This is a genomic window from Candidatus Aminicenantes bacterium, assembly GCA_026393855.1.
Classification (GTDB): Bacteria; Acidobacteriota; Aminicenantia; order Aminicenantales; family UBA4085; genus UBA4085.
The window spans coordinates 76,256-94,285 of record JAPKZJ010000071.1 but is presented as its reverse complement, the minus strand read 5'-3'; the positions used below and the strand labels follow the sequence as shown (position 1 = coordinate 94,285).

15 protein-coding genes and 1 tRNA gene are annotated in these 18,030 nt (G+C 65.3%); 10 read left to right on the top strand and 6 right to left on the bottom strand.

The annotated features are described in order from the left end of the window. The first annotated feature begins 19 nt into the window (after nucleotides 1-19). Nucleotides 20-1,849 (top strand): glutamine--fructose-6-phosphate transaminase (isomerizing), encoded by a 1,830-nt coding sequence (gene glmS / locus NTZ26_08615; protein ID MCX6560565.1) that lies wholly within the window; start codon nucleotides 20-22, stop codon nucleotides 1,847-1,849. Nucleotides 1,850-1,896: 47 nt separating this feature from the next. Next, nucleotides 1,897-2,736, top strand: coding sequence for a carbohydrate-binding family 9-like protein (locus NTZ26_08610; GenBank protein MCX6560564.1), 840 nt, complete (start codon nucleotides 1,897-1,899; stop codon nucleotides 2,734-2,736). A 40-nt stretch (nucleotides 2,737-2,776) separates the two neighbouring features. Here NTZ26_08610 and NTZ26_08605 read toward each other — a convergent pair whose 3' ends face one another. From NTZ26_08605 to NTZ26_08595, 3 genes are read right to left on the bottom strand one after another with little or no spacing between them, the layout of a single operon-like run. After that, entirely contained in the window at nucleotides 2,777-3,904 is a 1,128-nt protein-coding gene (locus tag NTZ26_08605) for a DUF4185 domain-containing protein (GenBank protein MCX6560563.1), read from the bottom strand. Nucleotides 3,905-3,911: 7 nt separating this feature from the next. Then, the gene (locus NTZ26_08600; protein MCX6560562.1) at nucleotides 3,912-5,276 is read right to left on the bottom strand and encodes a Gfo/Idh/MocA family oxidoreductase; all 1,365 of its coding nucleotides are present in this window, start codon (nucleotides 5,274-5,276) and stop codon (nucleotides 3,912-3,914) included. 13 nt (nucleotides 5,277-5,289) lie between these two features. After that, nucleotides 5,290-6,978, bottom strand: a complete 1,689-nt coding sequence (locus NTZ26_08595; GenBank protein ID MCX6560561.1) for a PmoA family protein — start codon at nucleotides 6,976-6,978, stop codon at nucleotides 5,290-5,292. Nucleotides 6,979-7,206: 228 nt separating this feature from the next. Between NTZ26_08595 and NTZ26_08590 the strand changes: the two genes are divergently transcribed. Continuing rightward, a tRNA-Leu gene (locus tag NTZ26_08590) sits at nucleotides 7,207-7,289 on the top strand. A 97-nt stretch (nucleotides 7,290-7,386) separates the two neighbouring features. On the opposite strand, the gene NTZ26_08585 is transcribed toward NTZ26_08590, so the two are convergent. Further along, on the bottom strand, nucleotides 7,387-8,460 hold the full coding sequence (locus NTZ26_08585) for a 6-bladed beta-propeller (protein ID MCX6560560.1): 1,074 nt from the start codon (nucleotides 8,458-8,460) through the stop codon (nucleotides 7,387-7,389). Between the two features lie 156 nt (nucleotides 8,461-8,616). Here NTZ26_08585 and NTZ26_08580 point away from each other — a divergent pair, with 156 nt between their 5' ends. Genes NTZ26_08580 through NTZ26_08565 form a run of 4 tightly spaced genes read left to right on the top strand, consistent with a single transcriptional unit; the run spans nucleotide 8,617 to nucleotide 13,045 of the window. Beyond that, entirely contained in the window at nucleotides 8,617-8,850 is a 234-nt protein-coding gene (locus NTZ26_08580) for a MoaD/ThiS family protein (GenBank protein ID MCX6560559.1), read from the top strand. Nucleotides 8,851-8,895: 45 nt separating this feature from the next. After that, nucleotides 8,896-10,854, top strand: a complete 1,959-nt coding sequence (locus NTZ26_08575) for an aldehyde ferredoxin oxidoreductase family protein (GenBank protein ID MCX6560558.1) — start codon at nucleotides 8,896-8,898, stop codon at nucleotides 10,852-10,854. A 3-nt stretch (nucleotides 10,855-10,857) separates the two neighbouring features. Beyond that, the gene (locus tag NTZ26_08570; GenBank protein MCX6560557.1) at nucleotides 10,858-11,076 is read left to right on the top strand and encodes a 4Fe-4S binding protein; all 219 of its coding nucleotides are present in this window, start codon (nucleotides 10,858-10,860) and stop codon (nucleotides 11,074-11,076) included. 1 nt (nucleotide 11,077) lies between these two features. Then, nucleotides 11,078-13,045, top strand: coding sequence for a DUF362 domain-containing protein (locus tag NTZ26_08565; GenBank protein MCX6560556.1), 1,968 nt, complete (start codon nucleotides 11,078-11,080; stop codon nucleotides 13,043-13,045). Nucleotides 13,046-13,302: 257 nt separating this feature from the next. Here NTZ26_08565 and NTZ26_08560 read toward each other — a convergent pair whose 3' ends face one another. Beyond that, the gene (locus tag NTZ26_08560) at nucleotides 13,303-13,932 is read right to left on the bottom strand and encodes a CDP-alcohol phosphatidyltransferase family protein (GenBank protein MCX6560555.1); all 630 of its coding nucleotides are present in this window, start codon (nucleotides 13,930-13,932) and stop codon (nucleotides 13,303-13,305) included. A 6-nt stretch (nucleotides 13,933-13,938) separates the two neighbouring features. Continuing rightward, nucleotides 13,939-14,775 (bottom strand): SDR family NAD(P)-dependent oxidoreductase, encoded by an 837-nt coding sequence (locus tag NTZ26_08555; protein MCX6560554.1) that lies wholly within the window; start codon nucleotides 14,773-14,775, stop codon nucleotides 13,939-13,941. A 132-nt stretch (nucleotides 14,776-14,907) separates the two neighbouring features. Between NTZ26_08555 and NTZ26_08550 the strand changes: the two genes are divergently transcribed. From NTZ26_08550 to NTZ26_08540, 3 genes are all read left to right on the top strand, one after another. Continuing rightward, nucleotides 14,908-15,279, top strand: coding sequence for a response regulator (locus tag NTZ26_08550; protein MCX6560553.1), 372 nt, complete (start codon nucleotides 14,908-14,910; stop codon nucleotides 15,277-15,279). Nucleotides 15,280-15,301: 22 nt separating this feature from the next. Further along, the gene (locus tag NTZ26_08545; protein ID MCX6560552.1) at nucleotides 15,302-15,823 is read left to right on the top strand and encodes a hypothetical protein; all 522 of its coding nucleotides are present in this window, start codon (nucleotides 15,302-15,304) and stop codon (nucleotides 15,821-15,823) included. Between the two features lie 224 nt (nucleotides 15,824-16,047). Then, nucleotides 16,048-18,030, top strand: a complete 1,983-nt coding sequence (locus tag NTZ26_08540; GenBank protein ID MCX6560551.1) for a molybdopterin-dependent oxidoreductase — start codon at nucleotides 16,048-16,050, stop codon at nucleotides 18,028-18,030.

Sequence of the window (18,030 nt, the reverse complement as noted above, 5' to 3'; positions counted from 1 at the left end):
GCGAAAATGAGGGGGGAGCATGTGCGGGATCATCGGATACGTCGGTCCGCGGGACGTCGTCCCGCTCATCATCGAGGGGTTAAAGAAGCTCGAATACCGCGGCTATGACTCGGCCGGCGTCGCGGTCGTCGCAGACGGCGAAATCAAGGTCCGGCGCGTCCAGGGAAAGATTTCGGTCCTGGAGGAATCGCTGGCCCGGGAACCGCTGCGGGGCGCCTACGGCATCGGTCACACCCGCTGGGCGACGCACGGCCGGCCGAGCGAAGAGAACGCCCACCCCCATCGCGACTGCACGGGCGAGATCGTTATCGTCCATAACGGCATCATCGAGAACTATCTGGCCCTCAAGGCCGAGCTCAAGGCGGAGGGACACGTCTTCAAGACCGAGACCGACACCGAGGTCATCGTCCATCTGATCGAAAAGCACTTCCGGGGAAACCTGGAGGAAGCCTTCCGCGCCGCCATCGCCCGGCTGGAAGGGGCCTTCGCTGTGGCCGCGATCGCGGCCAAGGACCCCGGCCGGATCGTGGCCGCCAAGATCGGTCCGCCGGCCGTCGTCGGGCTGGGCGACGGAGAAACGTTCCTCTCCTCGGACATCAACCCGATCCTGGCCTACACCCCGCGGATCGTCTTTCTGGAGGACGGTGAAATGGCCGTGCTCGACGCCGGCGGGGCCCGGTTCACCGATTTTTCCGGCCGCCCGCTGGAGAAGAAGGTCGAGGTCCTGGCCTGGAACCCGATGATGATCGAGAAACGGGGCTTCAAGCATTTTATGCTCAAGGAGATCTTCGAACAGCCCGAAGTCGTGCGGGACACCTTGGCCGGCCGGACCTCCCTGGACGCGGGCGAGGTCAAGCTGGATGAGATCGGCATCCCGGCCGCGGTCTGGACGAGCGTCCGCAAGGCGGTTATCATCGCCTGCGGCACGTCCTATCACGCCGGCCTGGTCGGCAAGTATCTGATGGAGTCGCTGGCCCGCGTCCCCACGGACGTCGAGTTTGCTTCGGAATACCGCTATCGGGATTTCATCCTGGACAAGGACACCCTGGTCGTCGTCATCTCCCAGTCGGGGGAGACGGCGGACACCCTGGCCGCTCTGCGGGCCTCCAAGGACCGGGCCGCAACCGTCCTGGCCGTCACCAACGCCGTCAGCTCCTCGATCGCCCGCGAAGCCCACGGCGTCCTCTACACTCATGCCGGACCGGAAATCGGGGTTGCGGCGACCAAGACGTTCACGGCCCAGCTGACCGCCTTGGCCCTGATCGCCCTGCACCTGGGGCAGGTCCGCGGCAGCCTGGACCGGGAGTCGCGAGTCGCCCTGATCGAAGAGCTGCACCGCCTGCCGCACAAGATGGAGCGCGCTCTGGCCCGGGCCCGCGAAGTCGAGGACTTGGCCGCCCGCTTCGCCGGATTCAGCCACTTCCTCTTCCTGGGCCGTTGGGTCAATTTTCCCGTGGCCATGGAGGGGGCTCTCAAGCTCAAGGAGATCTCCTACATCCACGCCGAGGCTTACGCGGGCGGGGAGATGAAGCACGGGCCGATTGCCCTGATCGACGAGAAGATGCCGACTATGGCCATCGTCCCAAAGGATCGCGTCTACGAGAAGACGCTCAGCAACATCGCCGAGATCAAAGCCCGCTCGGGCTGCGTCCTGGCCGTGGCCACCGAGGACGACGAACGGATCGCCGATTTGGTCGACGTAACCCTCCGGATTCCCGCCGTCCATCCGCTGCTCGTGCCGTTTCTGGCGGTGCTGCCCCTCCAGCTCTTCGCCTACTATATCGCGGCCAAGCGCGGCGCCGACGTGGATCAGCCCCGCAACCTGGCCAAGTCCGTGACCGTGGAGTAGGGGGCCGGTCGGAAAAGAATCTCGCGGCATCGCCGAAGGAGACATCGATGAGCGCCGATTGGACCGACTCCGACATGACCCGGTACACCTGCCGCCGCGCCGCCGGCCCCATTCTCGTCGACGGCAAGCTGGACGAACCGTCCTGGCGGAATGCGCCCCGGTCGCCGCGGTTCGTGGACATGATCACCGGCCGACCGGGATTCATGGAGACCAGGGCCGCAGCGCTCTGGGACGACGAAGCCTTCTACGTTGGGTTCTGGATCGAGGAGCCCTTTGTCGAAGCCAGGCTGACGGAGCGCGACGCGACTATCTTCCAGGAGAACGACGTCGAAGTGTTCATTGACGGCGGGGACTGCTATTACGAGTTCGAGATCAACGCGAAGAATACGATCTACGAAGTCTTATTCATTTGGCAGGATGCCTACCTGAAGAAGTTCCGGACTCCGGAGTTCGATGTTTTTGCCCGACACGCCTATACCTTCGGCGGCAATCATGACCGCGACGCCCGGACGTTTTGGCGCGGAACCCACCCTCGGGGGCTGCGCTGGGCTTTCACCGATTGGGATTTTCCCGGCCTGCGCTCGGCGGTCCGGGTCGACGGCCGGCTGAACGACGACGGCTCGGTGGACAAGGGTTGGACGGTCGAGCTGGCTTTTCCCTGGGCCGGCATGGCCCACCTGGCCGGCGGCCGCAGCCTCCCTCCCAAGGACGGCGACGAGTGGCGGATCTTCTTCGGCCGCTTCGGGAAGCTGGCCGTCGGCGAGGCCGTGGTCAGCCCGGCTTTTTCCTGGGGCCGCATCGGCGACGGCGACAACCACATCCCCGAGCGCTTCACTCGAGTGACGTTTTCCGAGAGGCCCGTCGATCCGGCGCCGCCGGCCCGATAGGCAATTCCGAGAGACGCCGGAAATCTCCCGTCTTCCGCCGTCAGGGCGATTCGAATAGGATCCGAATGAACCGCGGCCGGTAGATCCGGGCGTCGGATGCCATTTTCCAGAAATCGGTCGAATTGCAGACATAGCTGACGAGCAGGTTGTCCGGCCCCGAGAGCGCGGCGTGGCCCTTTGCCGCAGAGCAGAAATAATCCTTGTCCTTGGCCGGATCCGGCGTCTGGTAAACCATCTCCTGTTCGCTCCAGGGGCCCTCCGGCGCCGGCGCCATCCTCATCATGATCTTGTCGGACATCCCCAGATCCGAATAGATCGCGACGTATTTTCGGATGCCCGGCACATATGAGACGGAAAACTCGGCGCCGAATCGATCGCAGAGCTGTTCGGCTTTTTTGAAATCGCTCCCCCAGCGGCCGCCGCCGTAGAATTCCCAGGCCGAGAAATCCCTCAGCCGGCTTTCGGGCGCCCTGGCCAGGAGCATGAAGCGATTCCCCCGCGGCCGGTCGAAGGCGACCCCGTAGATGTAGATCCGGCCGGCTTCGATGAATTGCGGGTCCCCGAAGTCGATCTCCACTCCGTCGGCCGTCCTCTCGAAAAAGGGGATTTCCAGGATTTCCGGCCGCCAGAGGGTGGGGGGATCCAGGGGGTTGTCGATGAATAGCAGCGAATTGCCGACGGCTTCGAATCCGAAGACCGAAGAATCTCCCTCTTTCTTGACGACTTGGGAGACGATCAGATACAGCCCATCCCGGGTCCTGATCCCGCCGCGGGAAAGCCAGTAGAAGCCGCGGCCGTCGGGAGGAGTGAACAGAGCCGCGGGCTTGCCGTTCCGGGTCCCATAGAAGAAGCGTAGGCCGTCCGGAGAGGCGCCTTTTCCAGCCTGGAGGGCCACGGCGTTGTTGATCATCTCCGCCTGAACATGGCGATCCTCGAAGACCCGGCCGACCCAGGAGTCGCCGAACAGCCATAGGGTCAGGGATTCCGAGAGGGGAACGGTCGAAGCGATGTCCCCTCCCGTCCACCCTTCTGACCTCGTGAACATCCGGTCGTAGGCGTCGTCGACGCCGACTTCGTAAGCCCGCCGGACGGGTGCCACGCATCCGAGGCAGAGGGAGAGAGCGACGGCCGCCAGGCAGCCCGCCCCAAGCCACCTCGGTCTTTTCAAAGCCGGCTCACATCCTCCAGGGCCGGCGCAGGGGCCGGTCCAGGCGCCGGGCGGCTTCTTCGTCGCCGATGATCCTTTCCCTCTCCGGATCCCACTTGATCGGCCGGCCGAGGCGGATGGCGATGTCGGAGAGATGGCTGATCGTATCGGAGCGGATGGCGGACTCGAGCGGATTGACCGTCGGCCGGCGCGATCGGATGCTCTCGACGAAGTTGAGCCCCTGGCTCTTGCTCCGGATGACGGGCATCTCATCGTCGCGGATCCTCTTCGTCTGGAGCTCTTTGGGGGCGGCATAGAGCGCCCCCCGGCTGACGCTGATCCAGCCGCCCTCGCCCCAGAACGTCGTGCCGTGGTCCATGAACGGGCGCTTCTTGGGATCGTCCATCAGGCCCGGGACGCCCTTGGCCACCCGGTCGCACATGAAGCGCATGGTCACGCCGTTCGCGTAGCGGCAGCGCACGTCCCAGTTGTCGATGGTATCGAACAGGCCCCCCTGCGGAATCTCGCCCCGGCCCTCGTAGAAGACCGGGCTGGCGTGGTCCAGGCCGAGCCCCCATTGGGCAATGTCCAGGGGATGAGCGCCCCAGCCGGCGATGAAGCCCAAGGCGTAGTCGTAGATGTGGTAAGCGCCCCATTCCGTGCAGCGGGTCTTGGTGTAGGGGCTCATCGGTGCGGGGCCGATCCACATCTCGTAGTCCAGGCCTTCCGGCACGGGCAGGGGGGTGGTGTCCTTGAATCGCTCGGCGAAGACCTCCGCATAGCCATCGCCGGAGCGCATTCCGGCGCACCAGGCGTCGATGTGCTTGATTCTGCCGATATAACCGTTGCGCACCAGCTCGACGGCCCGGGTAAACTCGCCCGAGGAGCGCTGTTGGGTGCCGTATTGGAAGACGATCTTGCTGGCGGCCGCGGCTTGCCGCAGCTTCCAGGCCCAGGCCATGGCGACACCGAGCGGCTTTTCGACGTACATGTCCTTCTTGGCCAGGGCGGCGTGATAGGCGATGGGGACGTGCCAGTGGTCCGGGGTGCTGACGACGATGCCGTCGATGTCTTTGCGGGCCAGGACCTCCCGCCAATCGGCCACCGCCTCGCAGACCTTGCCGCCGTAGAAGGCGTTGGCCTTGGCGGCGAAGTCCGCCCTCCGGCCGGCGAAGCAGTCGCAGGCGGCCACGAGGCGCACGTCGGCCTGGGTCGCGACGAATTCCTGCCAAACGTTGCTTGCGCCGCGGTTGCCGACGCCGATCGCGGCCAGGTTAACCCGGTTGCTGGGCGCGTTCCAGCCGAGCACGCTCGCGGGCACGATGGACGGCGCCGCGGCGATCGCGGCGGCGGACTTCAGAAAATCCCTTCGCTTGATCTTTGTCCCGCTCATGGCTCGCTCCTCTTCACTTGGATTCGGGCGTCGGTTTGGAGAGCTTCGCGTATTCGTCCTTGAGGCGGGCGGCGTCCCAACGGCCGGGGTGGACGAAAACCCGGTAGCGGAGGACGAGCCCCTGGCCGGGCCGAAGCCGCATCGGCTCGAAGCAGAGGATGGCCGGGCTGAAAAAGCCCATCTCCGTCGAGCGGATGATATACCAGGGCGTGGGGGACCGGGGGTTGAGGGGATGGTCGAGGATGGCCGCTCCCGCCGGCTTCCCCTCGAGGAGGCCCGAATAATCGACGGCCGAGTGGCGCCCGCGGTAGCGGTCCTCCGTCATTTGGGAGATGGGGCCGTCGTTCGTCACCGCCTGCCGCTCGGCGAGCGTGCCGCTCAAACGGAGCGACAACCCGGCGTAGCCGCCCCAGCTCTGGCCGCCCGGCTCGCCCGGGATCGGGGTTCGATCGAGGACGACCTCCCGAACGGCCCGGAATTCGCAGGTCCAGTCCATGGCATAGACGCCTGCGGCGTCGGGCGGACGGACCTCGATCGTCCTTGCTTCGGTCAGAACGGGCTTCTCTACGCCTGCGGGCCGGTAGGCCAGGTCCATGCGGATCCGGGCCGAAAAATCGGGACGCGTCTCAACCTTGACGTTCGACCAGGAGGTCCGGCCGGCGGGGCGCCCGGTCTTGGCCTCGATCTCCCAGAAGTTGATGCCGTTGATGAACTTCCAGCCGAACCAGAGTCCGTGATGCCAGATGTGATCGGGCGGCCGGTCCCAAGTCAGGGTCCGGCCGTCGGGAGTGTTTAGGGGGTGGAAGTAGGGCGTATCGAGCCCGGCTCCGTAACGGAACCGCCACAGCGGCCCCGCGGGACCGGCGAGAGCCAGCGACTCTCCGTCCGCTCTCTCCCAGCGCCAAGCCGGCGCGGCGGGGCGAGGGGCCACCCGTCCGGTGGCCGCCCATTCGACGGCTCGTCGCAGCAGGACTTGGAAGCCCCGATTCTCCATGGCTTCGGCGTCGTGGCCCAGCAGGATGGTCAGGCTGCGGCCCCGGCCAAACCGGCCGGCGAGAACAGCCGGCTCCCACGATCCCGGGCCCGTCTTGTCCGGAGCCGAGTACGAGGACGCCAGCACTTCGGCTCCGCCCGCGATTCCCGGCCGGATCCAAAGCTCGTCCCCGATCGTGAACGGTTCGAGCCCCTCGGTCACGGGGTGCCTTGGATTGTCGATGCGGACGGGAAATTCGTGGCGCGGGCCGTGACTGGATTGCCCGTCCTTCCATGCGGCCAGGGTCAGGCGCCTATATTCATCCCAGCCGGGGAACGATGAGCTGCCGGCGTGGACGACGACATGCCCTTTGCCCTTCTCGACGAAATCGAGATAGGCGCGCCTCGCCGCCTCCGGCCAGGCCGCGGCGGCGGCGTCAAGCCCGAAGGCGTTCCAGTTGCTCAAGACGACATCGTAGGTTTCGAGTGCTCCGGCCGTGAGTCGGCCGGGATTTTCCGTGATGTCCACACGAAAGATCCCCTCGGTCTCGAGGATGTCTTTTAAGCGCGGAGTCGTGGATTTCCAATCGTGGTTGTTCTGGCCGCTGAGCAGGAGAACGCGGATCGGCTGGGGGTTCTGAGCCCCGAAGGATGCGATCCCCAGCCCGATCGAGAGGGCCCAAAGGGTCAGCCGGGTCGGCCCGATCAGAGGATGGTATCCCGGTCTCATCCTTCCAACTCCTTTATTCGGCATCATCATTATCCCTCTTCTTTCCGGTGTCAATCTCAAGCCTTTGGATTCAAATGAAGCGGTCCCGGGGAAAAAAATTTTGGGGATATGACGGTAAACGTAATATACGAGTATTGTTTTTACGATGGCCGTATCATAATATTCTCGCTAAGGATGCTATGCCCGAGTGGCCATGGGGTGTAGCCGGCGCAGCGCAGCCGAAAAAAAGCCCGGGTGGCGGAATGGCAGACGCACGACACTTAAAATGTCGAGGCCGTAAGGCCGTGCGGGTTCAAGTCCCGCCCTGGGCAAATCCCTCTTTTGACTCGGCCGAATCCTGGCTCCAGCCCTCGTCAAGCGCAAAAGCGGAATGGCTCATCTGCGATTTTTCGTGGACCGGTCCGCGGCTCAGCGAAGCGGCGTCACCCGGAGCTCGTATCGCTCGGCCGCTTCGTTGTAGTCGACCGCGTAAAGCCGGCAGTCCAGGATGTCGAAATGACCGTTCATTTCGGGGAGGTAGCCCCAGGACGGCTCCAGCGGGAAGAAGAAGCCGCGCCGCAGGATCTTCCCCGCTGCGTCGAAAGTGAGGATTTCGTATCGGCCATTCTTACTGGCGGGGGTGACGGCATGGATCTCGCTCCCGTCCACGCGAAAAGCGAGGAAGGCGGGATAGGCATCGGGGACGATGGGGTTATATTCGTTCAGCACTTTTATCATCGCTTCCCGCCAATGGGCCAGGAGCCGCTGCTTCTCCGCCCGCGGAACATCGAGAGGCCGGACCGGGACCCGGATCTCGCCGGTCTGATGTCCGCTCGCGTCGAAGACGGTCAGATGCAGTCCCAGCCGGGAGTCGGCCTGATAGAGGCGTCCTCCCGCGAGTACGACGTCGAAGCAGTTTTTAATCAACAGGACATCCTGTTTGGAGCCGCCTCGCTTGGCGCCCGGCGGGGGAGGGGGCGGCGGCGTCGGGCTCGGGAATCGGACCCCGAAATCCCGGATCGGTTTCCAGTCCTGATCATAGACGCGGCCGATGCATTCGTTCATCTGCCCGTCTTCGCCCCTGACGAATGGGAGCCCGATATAGCCCGTCTCGACCGGGAAGACGGGGAATCCGGAGACCATTAAATCGATGCCGAAGCCCTTGGCTTCGCGCCGAAAAACCCCCTCGGGCGAAAAGAAAAGCAGCTTGGAGAACGACTTGGCCGCCAGCCCGTCCGCAGAAGGGACGATCAGGGGGGCCGAATCGAATTCGCCGGGACCTTGGCCGGCTTTGCCGATCCGGCCCAGGAGCTTGGCGTCGGCGAGGGAATAGACCAGGACATCCTTGGTCCGGGCGTCCGAGATGTACAGTCGCCCGCTCCAGGCCTTGACGGCATAGGCCGAAGAGATCTCGGGCAGGGGAAAGACTTTCTCCTGGTCCGCCGCCCAAGCCCCGATACCGACCATCAGGGCCAGCCATGCGAACCTCGCCAGCTTGCGCATGTCCCGCCTCCCGGACGGCGGCTCGCCCGTAGATGCCGCCTCTCCCATTCCCTCCCTATTATAACGTCGGGACACCCGCGATCCGCAACCGCGGCGAAGCGCTTGGCGCCTTGAATTTCCCCCCTTATCAAAGCTATGATGACCGCGAATATGTCCATGCGTATCCGCGTTTACGCACCCCGGTTCGCCGATCACACCAAGATCGACGACGCCGGCTTCGTGACGATGCCCGACGGCGCCACCCTGAACGATCTTCTCAAAACCCTTCGGATGCCGCTCCGATTCGCGACCGTTCTCTTCTGCCTGGTCAACTATGAAAAGGCGTCTTTATCCCGGGTGCTTGAGGACGGCGATACCGTGGGCTTTCTGGCCCTGGTTTCGGGCGGATGACGAGCCCATGACCGGCCCGACTCGCCCGGGAGAGGAGAACGAAGCGTGAAAGGATGCATGGGCAAGGTCCTCTTCGTCGATCTCTCGGCGGGGACATTCGAAGAGCGCAAGATCGGCGAGGACATTTACGAGCGCTATCTCGGCGGGGTCGGCTTAGCGGCCCGCCTTCTCTATGACGAGATCCCGGCCGGGGCGGACCCGCTGGGCCCGCAAAACATCCTCGGCTTCATGAGCGGCCTGCTGACCGGGACCGGTTCGGTGATGACCGGTCGTTGGATGGCCGTCTGCAAGTCGCCCCTGACGGGCGGCTGGGGGGACGCCAACTGCGGCGGCACCCTGGCGCCGGCCATCAAGCAGACGGGATTCGACGGCATCCTCTTCAAGGGTGTCTCGCCGCGCCCGGTCGTCTTCGTGCTCGACGTCAAAGGCCCCCGCCTCCAAGACGCCGGCCCTCTCTGGGGCTTGGACGCCGTTGAAACCGAAGAGCGATTGATGAAGGAATACCGCGGCACGAAGCGGCCCGCCGTTGCCGCGATCGGCCCGGCCGCCGAGAAGCTGGCCCTCATCTCTGGAATTTCCAACGACGGCGGCCGCTATGCCGCCCGGTCTGGAGTCGGAGCGGTGATGGGGTCCAAGCGTCTGAAGGCGGTCGTTTTGTCCGGCGCCCGGGCCATCCCCTGCGCCGATCCGGCCGGCGTCAAGGCGATCTCGAAGAAGTACGCGGCCAAGGTCCGCCGCCTGAATCTGCCCCGGATCTTCACAGGGCGCCTCTTGCCGACGTTCGGCCGGGCGCTCGGGCTCAAGCTCGTCGTGCCGGTAGACGGTCTGATCCTGGCCGCCATCCTGAAGAAATGGGGCACCGACTACAACAACACCGCCGGCGCCGTCAACGGCGATTCCCCGATCCGGAACTGGGGCGGCAGCGTTGCCGATTTCGGCCGCCGCCGCTACCGCAAGCTTAATCCCGATCGAATGCTCCGGCGCGAGATCCGTAAATACCACTGCTATTCGTGCGTTGTCGGCTGCGGCGGCATCAGCCGCCTGGACGGTCCGAACGGGCCCGGCCATTCCCACAAGCCCGAGTACGAGACCGTGGCGGCCTTTGCCGGCCTCCTCGGCAACGCCGATCTGGATTCGATCTATGTCTGCAACGACATCTGCAACCGTTGCGGGCTGGACACGATCTCGGCCGGGATGACCATCGCCTTCGCCATCGAGTGCTTCGAGAACGGCATCCTGACCAAGGAGGATACCGGCGGGCTCGAGCTGGGCTGGGGCCGTACCCGGGAGATCGTCCGCCTCCTGGAGATGATGGCGGTTCGCGAGGGCTTCGGGGACGTCCTGGCCGACGGCGTCAAGCGGGCGGCCGCGCGGATCGGGCGCGGAGCCGAGCGGTTCGCCATCCATGTCGGGGGGCAGGAGCCGGCCATGCACGATTCGCGCATGGATCCGATGATGGGGGTGGCTTACGGAGCCGACCCGACGCCGGGCCGTCACACCATCGCGTCCGGCTCCTACTACTATCCTTCGCACCTCTGGGAGTTCGTCCCCTGGGCTCCCCGCGTGACTAAGCCATACCCCAAATCCCGCGAATACTTGCCGAGCGATGAGGAGGCGGCCAAGTCCGCTGCCTACGTCTGTTTCAAACAATTGGCCGACGCCGCCGGCGGGTGCCTATTTGCCATGGTCAACGGCCTTCAGCACTGGCGCCTCTTCGACTACCTGAACCTGGCCACGGGCTGGAACCGCACGCCCGTGGACTATATGGAGGCCGGGCGGCGGATCCAAACCCTCCGCCAGCTTTTCAACATCAAGCATGGCCTGGAACCGCGGAGCTTCATCATCCCTTCCCGCCTGAAGGGCGACCCGCCGCTCGAAAAAGGGCCGCTGGCCGGCCGGACCGTACCGCTCGAGGCTATGATCCGCAACTACTGGAAGGCCCTCGGCTGGGACGGGGAAACCGGCGCGCCCACGCCCGAATCCCGGGCGGCGCTGGGCCTATAAGCCATGGATAAAAAGCGCCCCATCATTGATTACGCTCTGTGCATGGCCTGCGGCGTCTGTGTCGCGGCCTGCCCGTTCAGCTCGCTCGACCTGACGGCCGGCGGCCGCGACCGCTACGGCAAGGTCTTTCCCGAGCTGGCCCGGCCGGAGACGTGTACGGGCTGTACCCTCTGCGCCAAGGCCTGTCCGATCGATTGCGTGGCTATGGCCGAAAGGAGCTGACGTGTCCGTTGTCGTAGTGGAAAGATTGCCCGAGGGAAAATACGCGGAGGAGTGCGTCGCCCTGGCCAAGGATTACGGCTCGCCCGCCTGGGAAGCTCGGCCGGAAACGGCGGCCATTCGAGCCGCCGTCTTCGCCGCCCTGGACAAGTTGGACGCGGAAGGCGGCATCGGGGCCCGGATCGCCGGCCGCCCCGTCCTGATCAAGCCCAATCTGGTCATCGTCTACAACCACCTTGGCATGATCCGCGATTTTTACCCGGAAACAACCGATCCCCGCGTCCTTGACGCCGTCGTGCTCTGGTTGGCCGGGCGGGCGGCTTCGATCACCATCGTGGAATCGTCCGGGCGCGGTTTTCCGACCCGGGCCTCATTTAAGGCTGCGGGCATCGATCGCCTGGCCCGCCGGCGGGGCTGCGGACTCCTGGCCCTGGAGGAGCAGCCCGTGGACCGCTACATCCTCCCCAAGGCCAGGGTTCAGCGGGAGATCCTCATCCCCCGCGTGTTCTCGCCCGTTGTGCGCGGCGAAGCGGTCTACGTCTCTGTCCCCAAGCTCAAAACCAATCTCTATACCGGCGTCACCCTGGGCTTCAAGAACGCCATGGGAGTCATTCCCTACAACCTGCGCCAGCGCAACCATCATTTCTCGATCGACCGTAAGCTGGTCGAAATGCTTTACCTTTTCAAGCCCGCCCTGACGGTCATCGACGGTGTGGTCGGCGGCGAGGGCGAATGTCCGGCCCCGGTTGACCCGGTGGACAGCCGCCTGATCGTGGCCGGGGACCAGGCCGTCGAGACCGACCGCGCAGCGATCTGGTTGATGGGCTTTGACCCGGCCGAAATCGAGCTGATGCGCGTCGCCGACGAATTGGGCTTCGGCGAGCCGGCCAAGGCCCGGGTCCTGGGGGATCTTCGCCCCGTGCCGTTCCGGCCGGCCGATCGCTCCCTGTTTTCGGACCGGGTCAAAAAGAGCTTCCCGGGCCTGCGCTTCCTGTTCGGCGTCACCCGGCCGGGAGCGGACGCGGCGCCCGGACCGGACATCGCCTATCGCCTACAGTCCGCCTGTCCGGGCGGATGCCTGGCGTCCACCCGTTTCGGGCTGGCCATGATCGCGGCCGAGGGATTCAATACCTCCAAATCCGAAGGGGCCGTCGTCATCGGCCGGGGTGTGCTCCGGGACGGGATCCGGTACTGGTACGACGAATCCGGCCGCGCTTACGATGAGGCCGCGATCCGGGCCCTGCCCGGCAAGAAGGCCCTGATCGGGTCCTGCGGCGGCGAGCTGGCCGGAGCCGTGAATTATTACGCCGCCGGGTGCATGCCCCTGGCCAATTCGCCTCACGCCATCCTTCATTCGATGACCGGGACGTTCTGCAGCGTCCTTTCGGTCCGGAACAAGAACCTTCTGCCCGTCTTGGCGGCCACCGTCAAGATACGAAGGATTCGATCTCGGCTGATCGGCAAAGGCGAGAGGCTGGATGTGCCTTTTCAGTTGGATGCGGGAATCGTGGAGCCCCGGCCGCTGACGGAAGCGGAAAAAGACGTCGATTGGATCGCCTGGCCGCAATCGCCGGTCGTCGACCGCCGGGAGAAAAAAAAGCTGCGGGACTTCGAGGACGACGCGGCGATCGCCTCGCTGCGCGGTGTGCTTGTGGCCCGCCTCAAGGACCGGTTTCTTTGGCGGGCTCAAGCGGCGGCCGGGCTGGCCGTCACGGCCGCGCCCTTGGTGCTGGCGGCCCTCGGCGCAGCCGGGATCGGGATTTGGCTTTCGCCGGCGATTTGGCTCTTCGTTTTCGGCCTCATCGAGGCGATCCACATCGCCGAGCTGCCGTTCTCCCTGCGGGCCCACGCCCGGCGGGCGGAACGGCTGAAGCTGACTTCGGGAAAGCCCCCCTCTTGGCGGACGATCCTGGCTACGCTGACGATCGGCTACCCGGCCTGGGTCCCTTATGCCAAGGGAGTCTTCGATTGACCCTCGGCTTAATTTGAGGGAAAAATGCCGTGCTGGGATCGAGGCCTGATAATGATTAACGCGAGATCAATCGATTCCGAATAAACCCGCTCGATACCCCCGGGCTCGTCTTCCGCCCCGGCGGTTCGACGACGGGGTTGCAGTCCTCAGCCGCGAAGCGGATGAGGGCGGGCTGAAGCCCAGGGGTATTTGAAGGGTTAATACTGAGCGGCGCTATGACCCCGATTTGAAAATCGGGGTTTGGCGCCGCGAACGTATCAATGCGGGGAAATCTTGCGGTCGAGGCGGCGGATGAGAAGGATGCGCTGGATCGCGGTGGCGTTGGAGACGGCCGCGATCAGGACGAGGGCCGTTGTCATGGCCGGATCGAAGACCGGAAAAAAGGTCGCGGCCAGGCAGGCCAGCCCCAGGACCAGGAACCGGTCGGCCCGCTGCATCAGGCCCGCGGTGCACTTGAACCCGAGCCCCTCGGCCCGGGCCCGGACGTAACTGACCATGGTCGAGCCCAGGAAGGCGGCAAACGCCGCCCAGAGCGGCCAGCGGTCCCGGAAATGGGCGGCCAAGGCCAGATAGAACGCGAATTCGGCGTAACGGTCCAGGCTGGAATCGAGCAGGGCCCCGAAGCGCGTCTGGCGATCGGTCCGGACGGCGATCTTGCCGTCCAGCATATCCAGGCCGCCGCAGGCCGCGCCTAGGAGGAGGGCCGGAAGCGGCCGGGCTTGCCATAGAAAATAGGCAGCACTCCAGGAAACGAACAGGCCCAGCAGGGTGACGGCATTGGGCGTCAACCCCAGCTTGATGAAGGCCCCGGCCAGCGCGTCGACCAGCCCGACAGCACCCCGGTCGATGAAGCGGGGGACGATGCGCAAGCCAGAGCGATCCGCCATCCGGCTTCAGTCCTTTTTGGCGGCTTTCTGCCGTTTCTTTTGGATGTTTTTGCCGCCCATTTTTTTCAGCGAGGGATAGATCATGTAGTAGAGGCGGGGGAAGGCCATGGCCAGGCGGTAGATCGAGCCGAATCCGCCGGGGACGAGGATCTCGGGCTTTTTCTTGCGGATGGCCCTGTGGATGCCCTTGGCGACCTTCTCCGGCTTCATCGCCGTGCCGATGAACGACAGCACGGCGTCATCGTGCTGCAGTTCGTAGGCTAATTGGGGCGTCTCGACCGAGTCTGGGCAGACGACCGCTATGTCCACCGGCGAACCGTGCAGCTCCGCCGCCAGCGACAGGGTGTAGTATCGGATGGCGGCCTTGGTGGCGCTGTAAATCGCCTCGCCCGACATCGGGATGATGCCGCCGAGCGAGGCGACGTTGACGATCTTGCCCCGGCCCTGGGGCTTCATGACCCGCAGGGCGGCCCGGCAGCCGTTGATCGTCCCCATCAGGTTGACTTGGATCTGCTGCTGAAGCTTTTCGAAGGGCAGCTCCTCGGCCGCGCCGGGATGGACGACGCCGGCGTTGTTGATCAGGATGTCGATCGCCCCCAGCTCGGCCACGACCCGGTCGGTCAGCGTCTGCCAGGAAGCCGGGTCGCGGACATCGTGGACGTGGACAAGGGTCTTGGCACCCGAGGCCTGGAGCTCCCGGCTGAGAGCCTCGAGCTCATCCTTTTTAATATCGGTCAGGACGAGGACAGCGCCTTGGCCGGCCAGGAGGCGGGCCGTGGCCGAACCGATGCCGCCGGCCGCGCCCGTGATGATGACGATTTTGTCTTTGAGGTCTTTGGCCATGGGATGCTCTCCGGGTTGGGATAGGACTCATCCTAGCATAGAGCCGCAGGCCCGGCAATCCGCTCGCGCTCTCTGGCGAAAGGGCCGGACCTGGGTTATAATAACCTGGCTTCATCATCCTCGGAGGTCATCATGCCCGTCAAGAAAATCCTCATCATAGACGACGACCCGGCCATCTGCGAATCCGTCCAGGCCATCCTCGACGCGGAAGGCTTCCAGACCGCGGCCGCCTTGAGCGGCAAGGACGGGGTCACGGTCTTTCGGGCCTGGAAGCCCGACATCGTCCTCTGCGACATGATGATGGAAGACCTCGACGCCGGGGCCAAGGCGGCCGGCATCATGCGCCATGATCGTCCCGACGTCCCCATCTTTCTGCTCAGCTCGATCGGCGACGCCACGACCGATAATATTGGCTTCGGCAGCCTAGGCTTCAGCGGCGTCTTCCAGAAGCCGGTCAACTTTGACATGCTGCTGGCCGTGATGCGGCGGCTGGGCAAGTCCTGAGCCCGAGCCTCTCCCGGCTCCGATGACGCCGACCCCGGCGGACCTCTTCCGGCGCTTCCCGGCTCCGGAGGACTTCGCCCGGGCCGTCCGGCGCTTGGAGGGGGACTTCCCTTTCGATACGGCCGCCATGACGGACCTGGGCAAGGCCTATTTTGAAGCCCATCCCGATTCCGCCGGCGGGCGCGACCTGGAGGCCGTCCGCATCGGCTACGCGATCGTGCGGATCTGCGCCGTCGAGCGGGCGGTGCGCGCTTTGAATCCCGTGGGACGGGATTTCTACCATGCGGTCTTCGCCCAGCCGGCTCGAGTCCGCGAGCTGATTGCCGCTCGGCTCGGTTCCGGCGACGCCGGGGCGGCCGAGCGCCTGCAGGCCGAGCTGGCGGCCGTAGGCGAAGCCTTGGATGTGATCCGGGCCGAGATCGAGGCCATCCCGAAAGGGATGATCAAGGAGCGTTTTGTCGGCGGCATAAGCCTTTTAACTAATGGTCTTTATTTGGTTCAGACCTACTTACGGCGGACCGGACCACTCGGAGGCGGGGGATGATTCGGATCGGCTGGCGACGGCCGCACGGCCGTCTTTACTTCCATCCGTGTTCGTGGTAAATTCGATTCTAATTTCCATCCTCTCCCGTGCCTTTTCGGCTCCCGCGTCGCTTCGGGCGGAGAACTTTCACCGAAGATCGCCCCGGGGTGTCTGCGCGGACGCGGCGGACAAGTGAGGGGAGGGGGAAAACACTCCCCGCGCGGGGAGACCGAGGAGCCGTGGGCATGAGCTATCATTCGGGCGTCTGCAACTTCTGCGGGACGGGATGCGGCCACCTGCTCCAGGTGGAGAACGGCGCCGTTCGCGGCGTTTTTCCCTCGCCCGGCCATCCCGTCAGCCGCGGACGCCTCTGCGTCCGGGGCTGGCACATCCACGAGCTGATGGCGACCGAGGAGCGCATCCCGAGGCCCCTGACGCGCGGTGCGGCCGGGCTTGAGCCCGTGACCTGGAACGCGGCTCTCGACCGGGCCGCGGCCGAACTGGGACGCTTCCGGCCCGGCGAAGTCGGTCTGTGGGCTTCTCCCCGGGCTTCGAACGAAGACGTTTTCACCCTCGTCCGGCTGGCGCGGGGCGTGCTCGGCACCCCTCATATCGATCTTCTCTCCGACGGCTGGTATTCCTCCACGGCCGGCGTCCTGCGGGAAGGGACGGACCAGCCCGGCGCTCTCGGCTTCCTGACCGACGTGCGGTCCGCCGATTTTCTGCTCGTCGTCGGCACGGACCTGGCCCGCCAGAATCCGATCGTGGCCTCGGAGCTGCATTTCGGCGCCCGGGCCGGAGCCGATCTGGTCACTATCGGCAGCCGGACGACCCAATTGGCGCGGCTCAGCCGAACCCATTTGCGGCCGGCGCCGGGGACCAAGAAGATGGTTCTGGCCGCCCTGCTCAAAATCCTCCTGGACGAGGGCTTGGCCGATCCGGACTTTCTCGCGGGCCGTACGCCCGGAGCCGCGGCTCTACGGCGATCGCTAGTGGAATTCGATCTCGCCGGCGCGGCCAAGTCCTCCGGCCTGTCCGTTGATGCACTCCGAGACCTGGCGGGCCGCCTGGCCCAGGCCAAACGGGCCATGGGCTTCTTCTCGACGGGGACGACGGGGCTCGGCCGCGATACCGTGGCCCTCGTCTACGATCTGTTCCTGGCCGCCGGTAAAATCGGCCGGCCGGGCTGCGGCGTCATCCCGATCGTCGGCATCAGCAACCTGGCCGGGGCCAACGACATGGGTGCGGCACCTGATCGTCTGCCCGGCTGGCGCGCTCTGCCGGACCCGGCCGCCGAAGCCGTCCTCCGTTCGGCCTGGGGCGGAGCGGCGAACGCTTCCGCGGGCGGGCGGGTCGGCGATCTCCTCCGCGTTTCGGGATCTCCCCTGAAAGCCCTTGTGGTTATGGATCATGACGAGGAGATCATCCTGCAGGCCGAGGCGATCCGGCGGCTCGATTTCGTCCTCTATCTGGGCGCTTTCAGCAACCCCTTCATGGACCTGGCCCATGTCGTCCTCCCGACCGCAACTTATGCCGAGACCGACGGCACTTACACCAACACCGATCGGCGGATTCAGTTGAACCGCCGCAAGATCGAGCCCCGCTTCGAAGCCCGGCCGGCCTGGCGGATCCTGACCGATCTGGCGGGGCGCCTGGGCGGGGCTTGGGGCTACACGGCCCCCGCGGACATTTTCGCCGACATCGCCCGCCTGGTTCCCGCCTACTCCGGCGCGAGCTACGCCGGCCTGGGGGTGAACCTCGGCGGCTTGACCTGGCCCGTCGAATCCGCTCCGCTCGCGGGCGCCGGGCCGCGGGCCGTGCCGCTCAACGAACCGATCGCGGCTCCCGCCCCGGCCGATGAGGCCTTTCCCTTTCGGCTGATGGCCGGCAAGTCCTATTACTACTGGCACCAGAACAACATCATGAAGAAGACGTTCATCCCGCGCCGGGAGTACAACGCCTTGCTTCTCCTATATCCTCAAGGATTGGTCGAGATTCACCCCGGCGACGCCGCCCGGCTTGGCCTGCGCGACAAGCGGCCGGTCAAAGTCGTTTCGGCCCGCGGAAGCATGACCGTCCAAGCCCGGGTGACGACCGACGTCCTGCCCGGCATGGTCTACGCTCCCTATTTCATCGGGCCGATGATCGAGGGCTTTCTCAAGCCCGAAGCGGGGGCCGTCGAGCGCGGGGAAGACGGCGTCATTCCCGTCCGAATCGAGAAGGTGTGA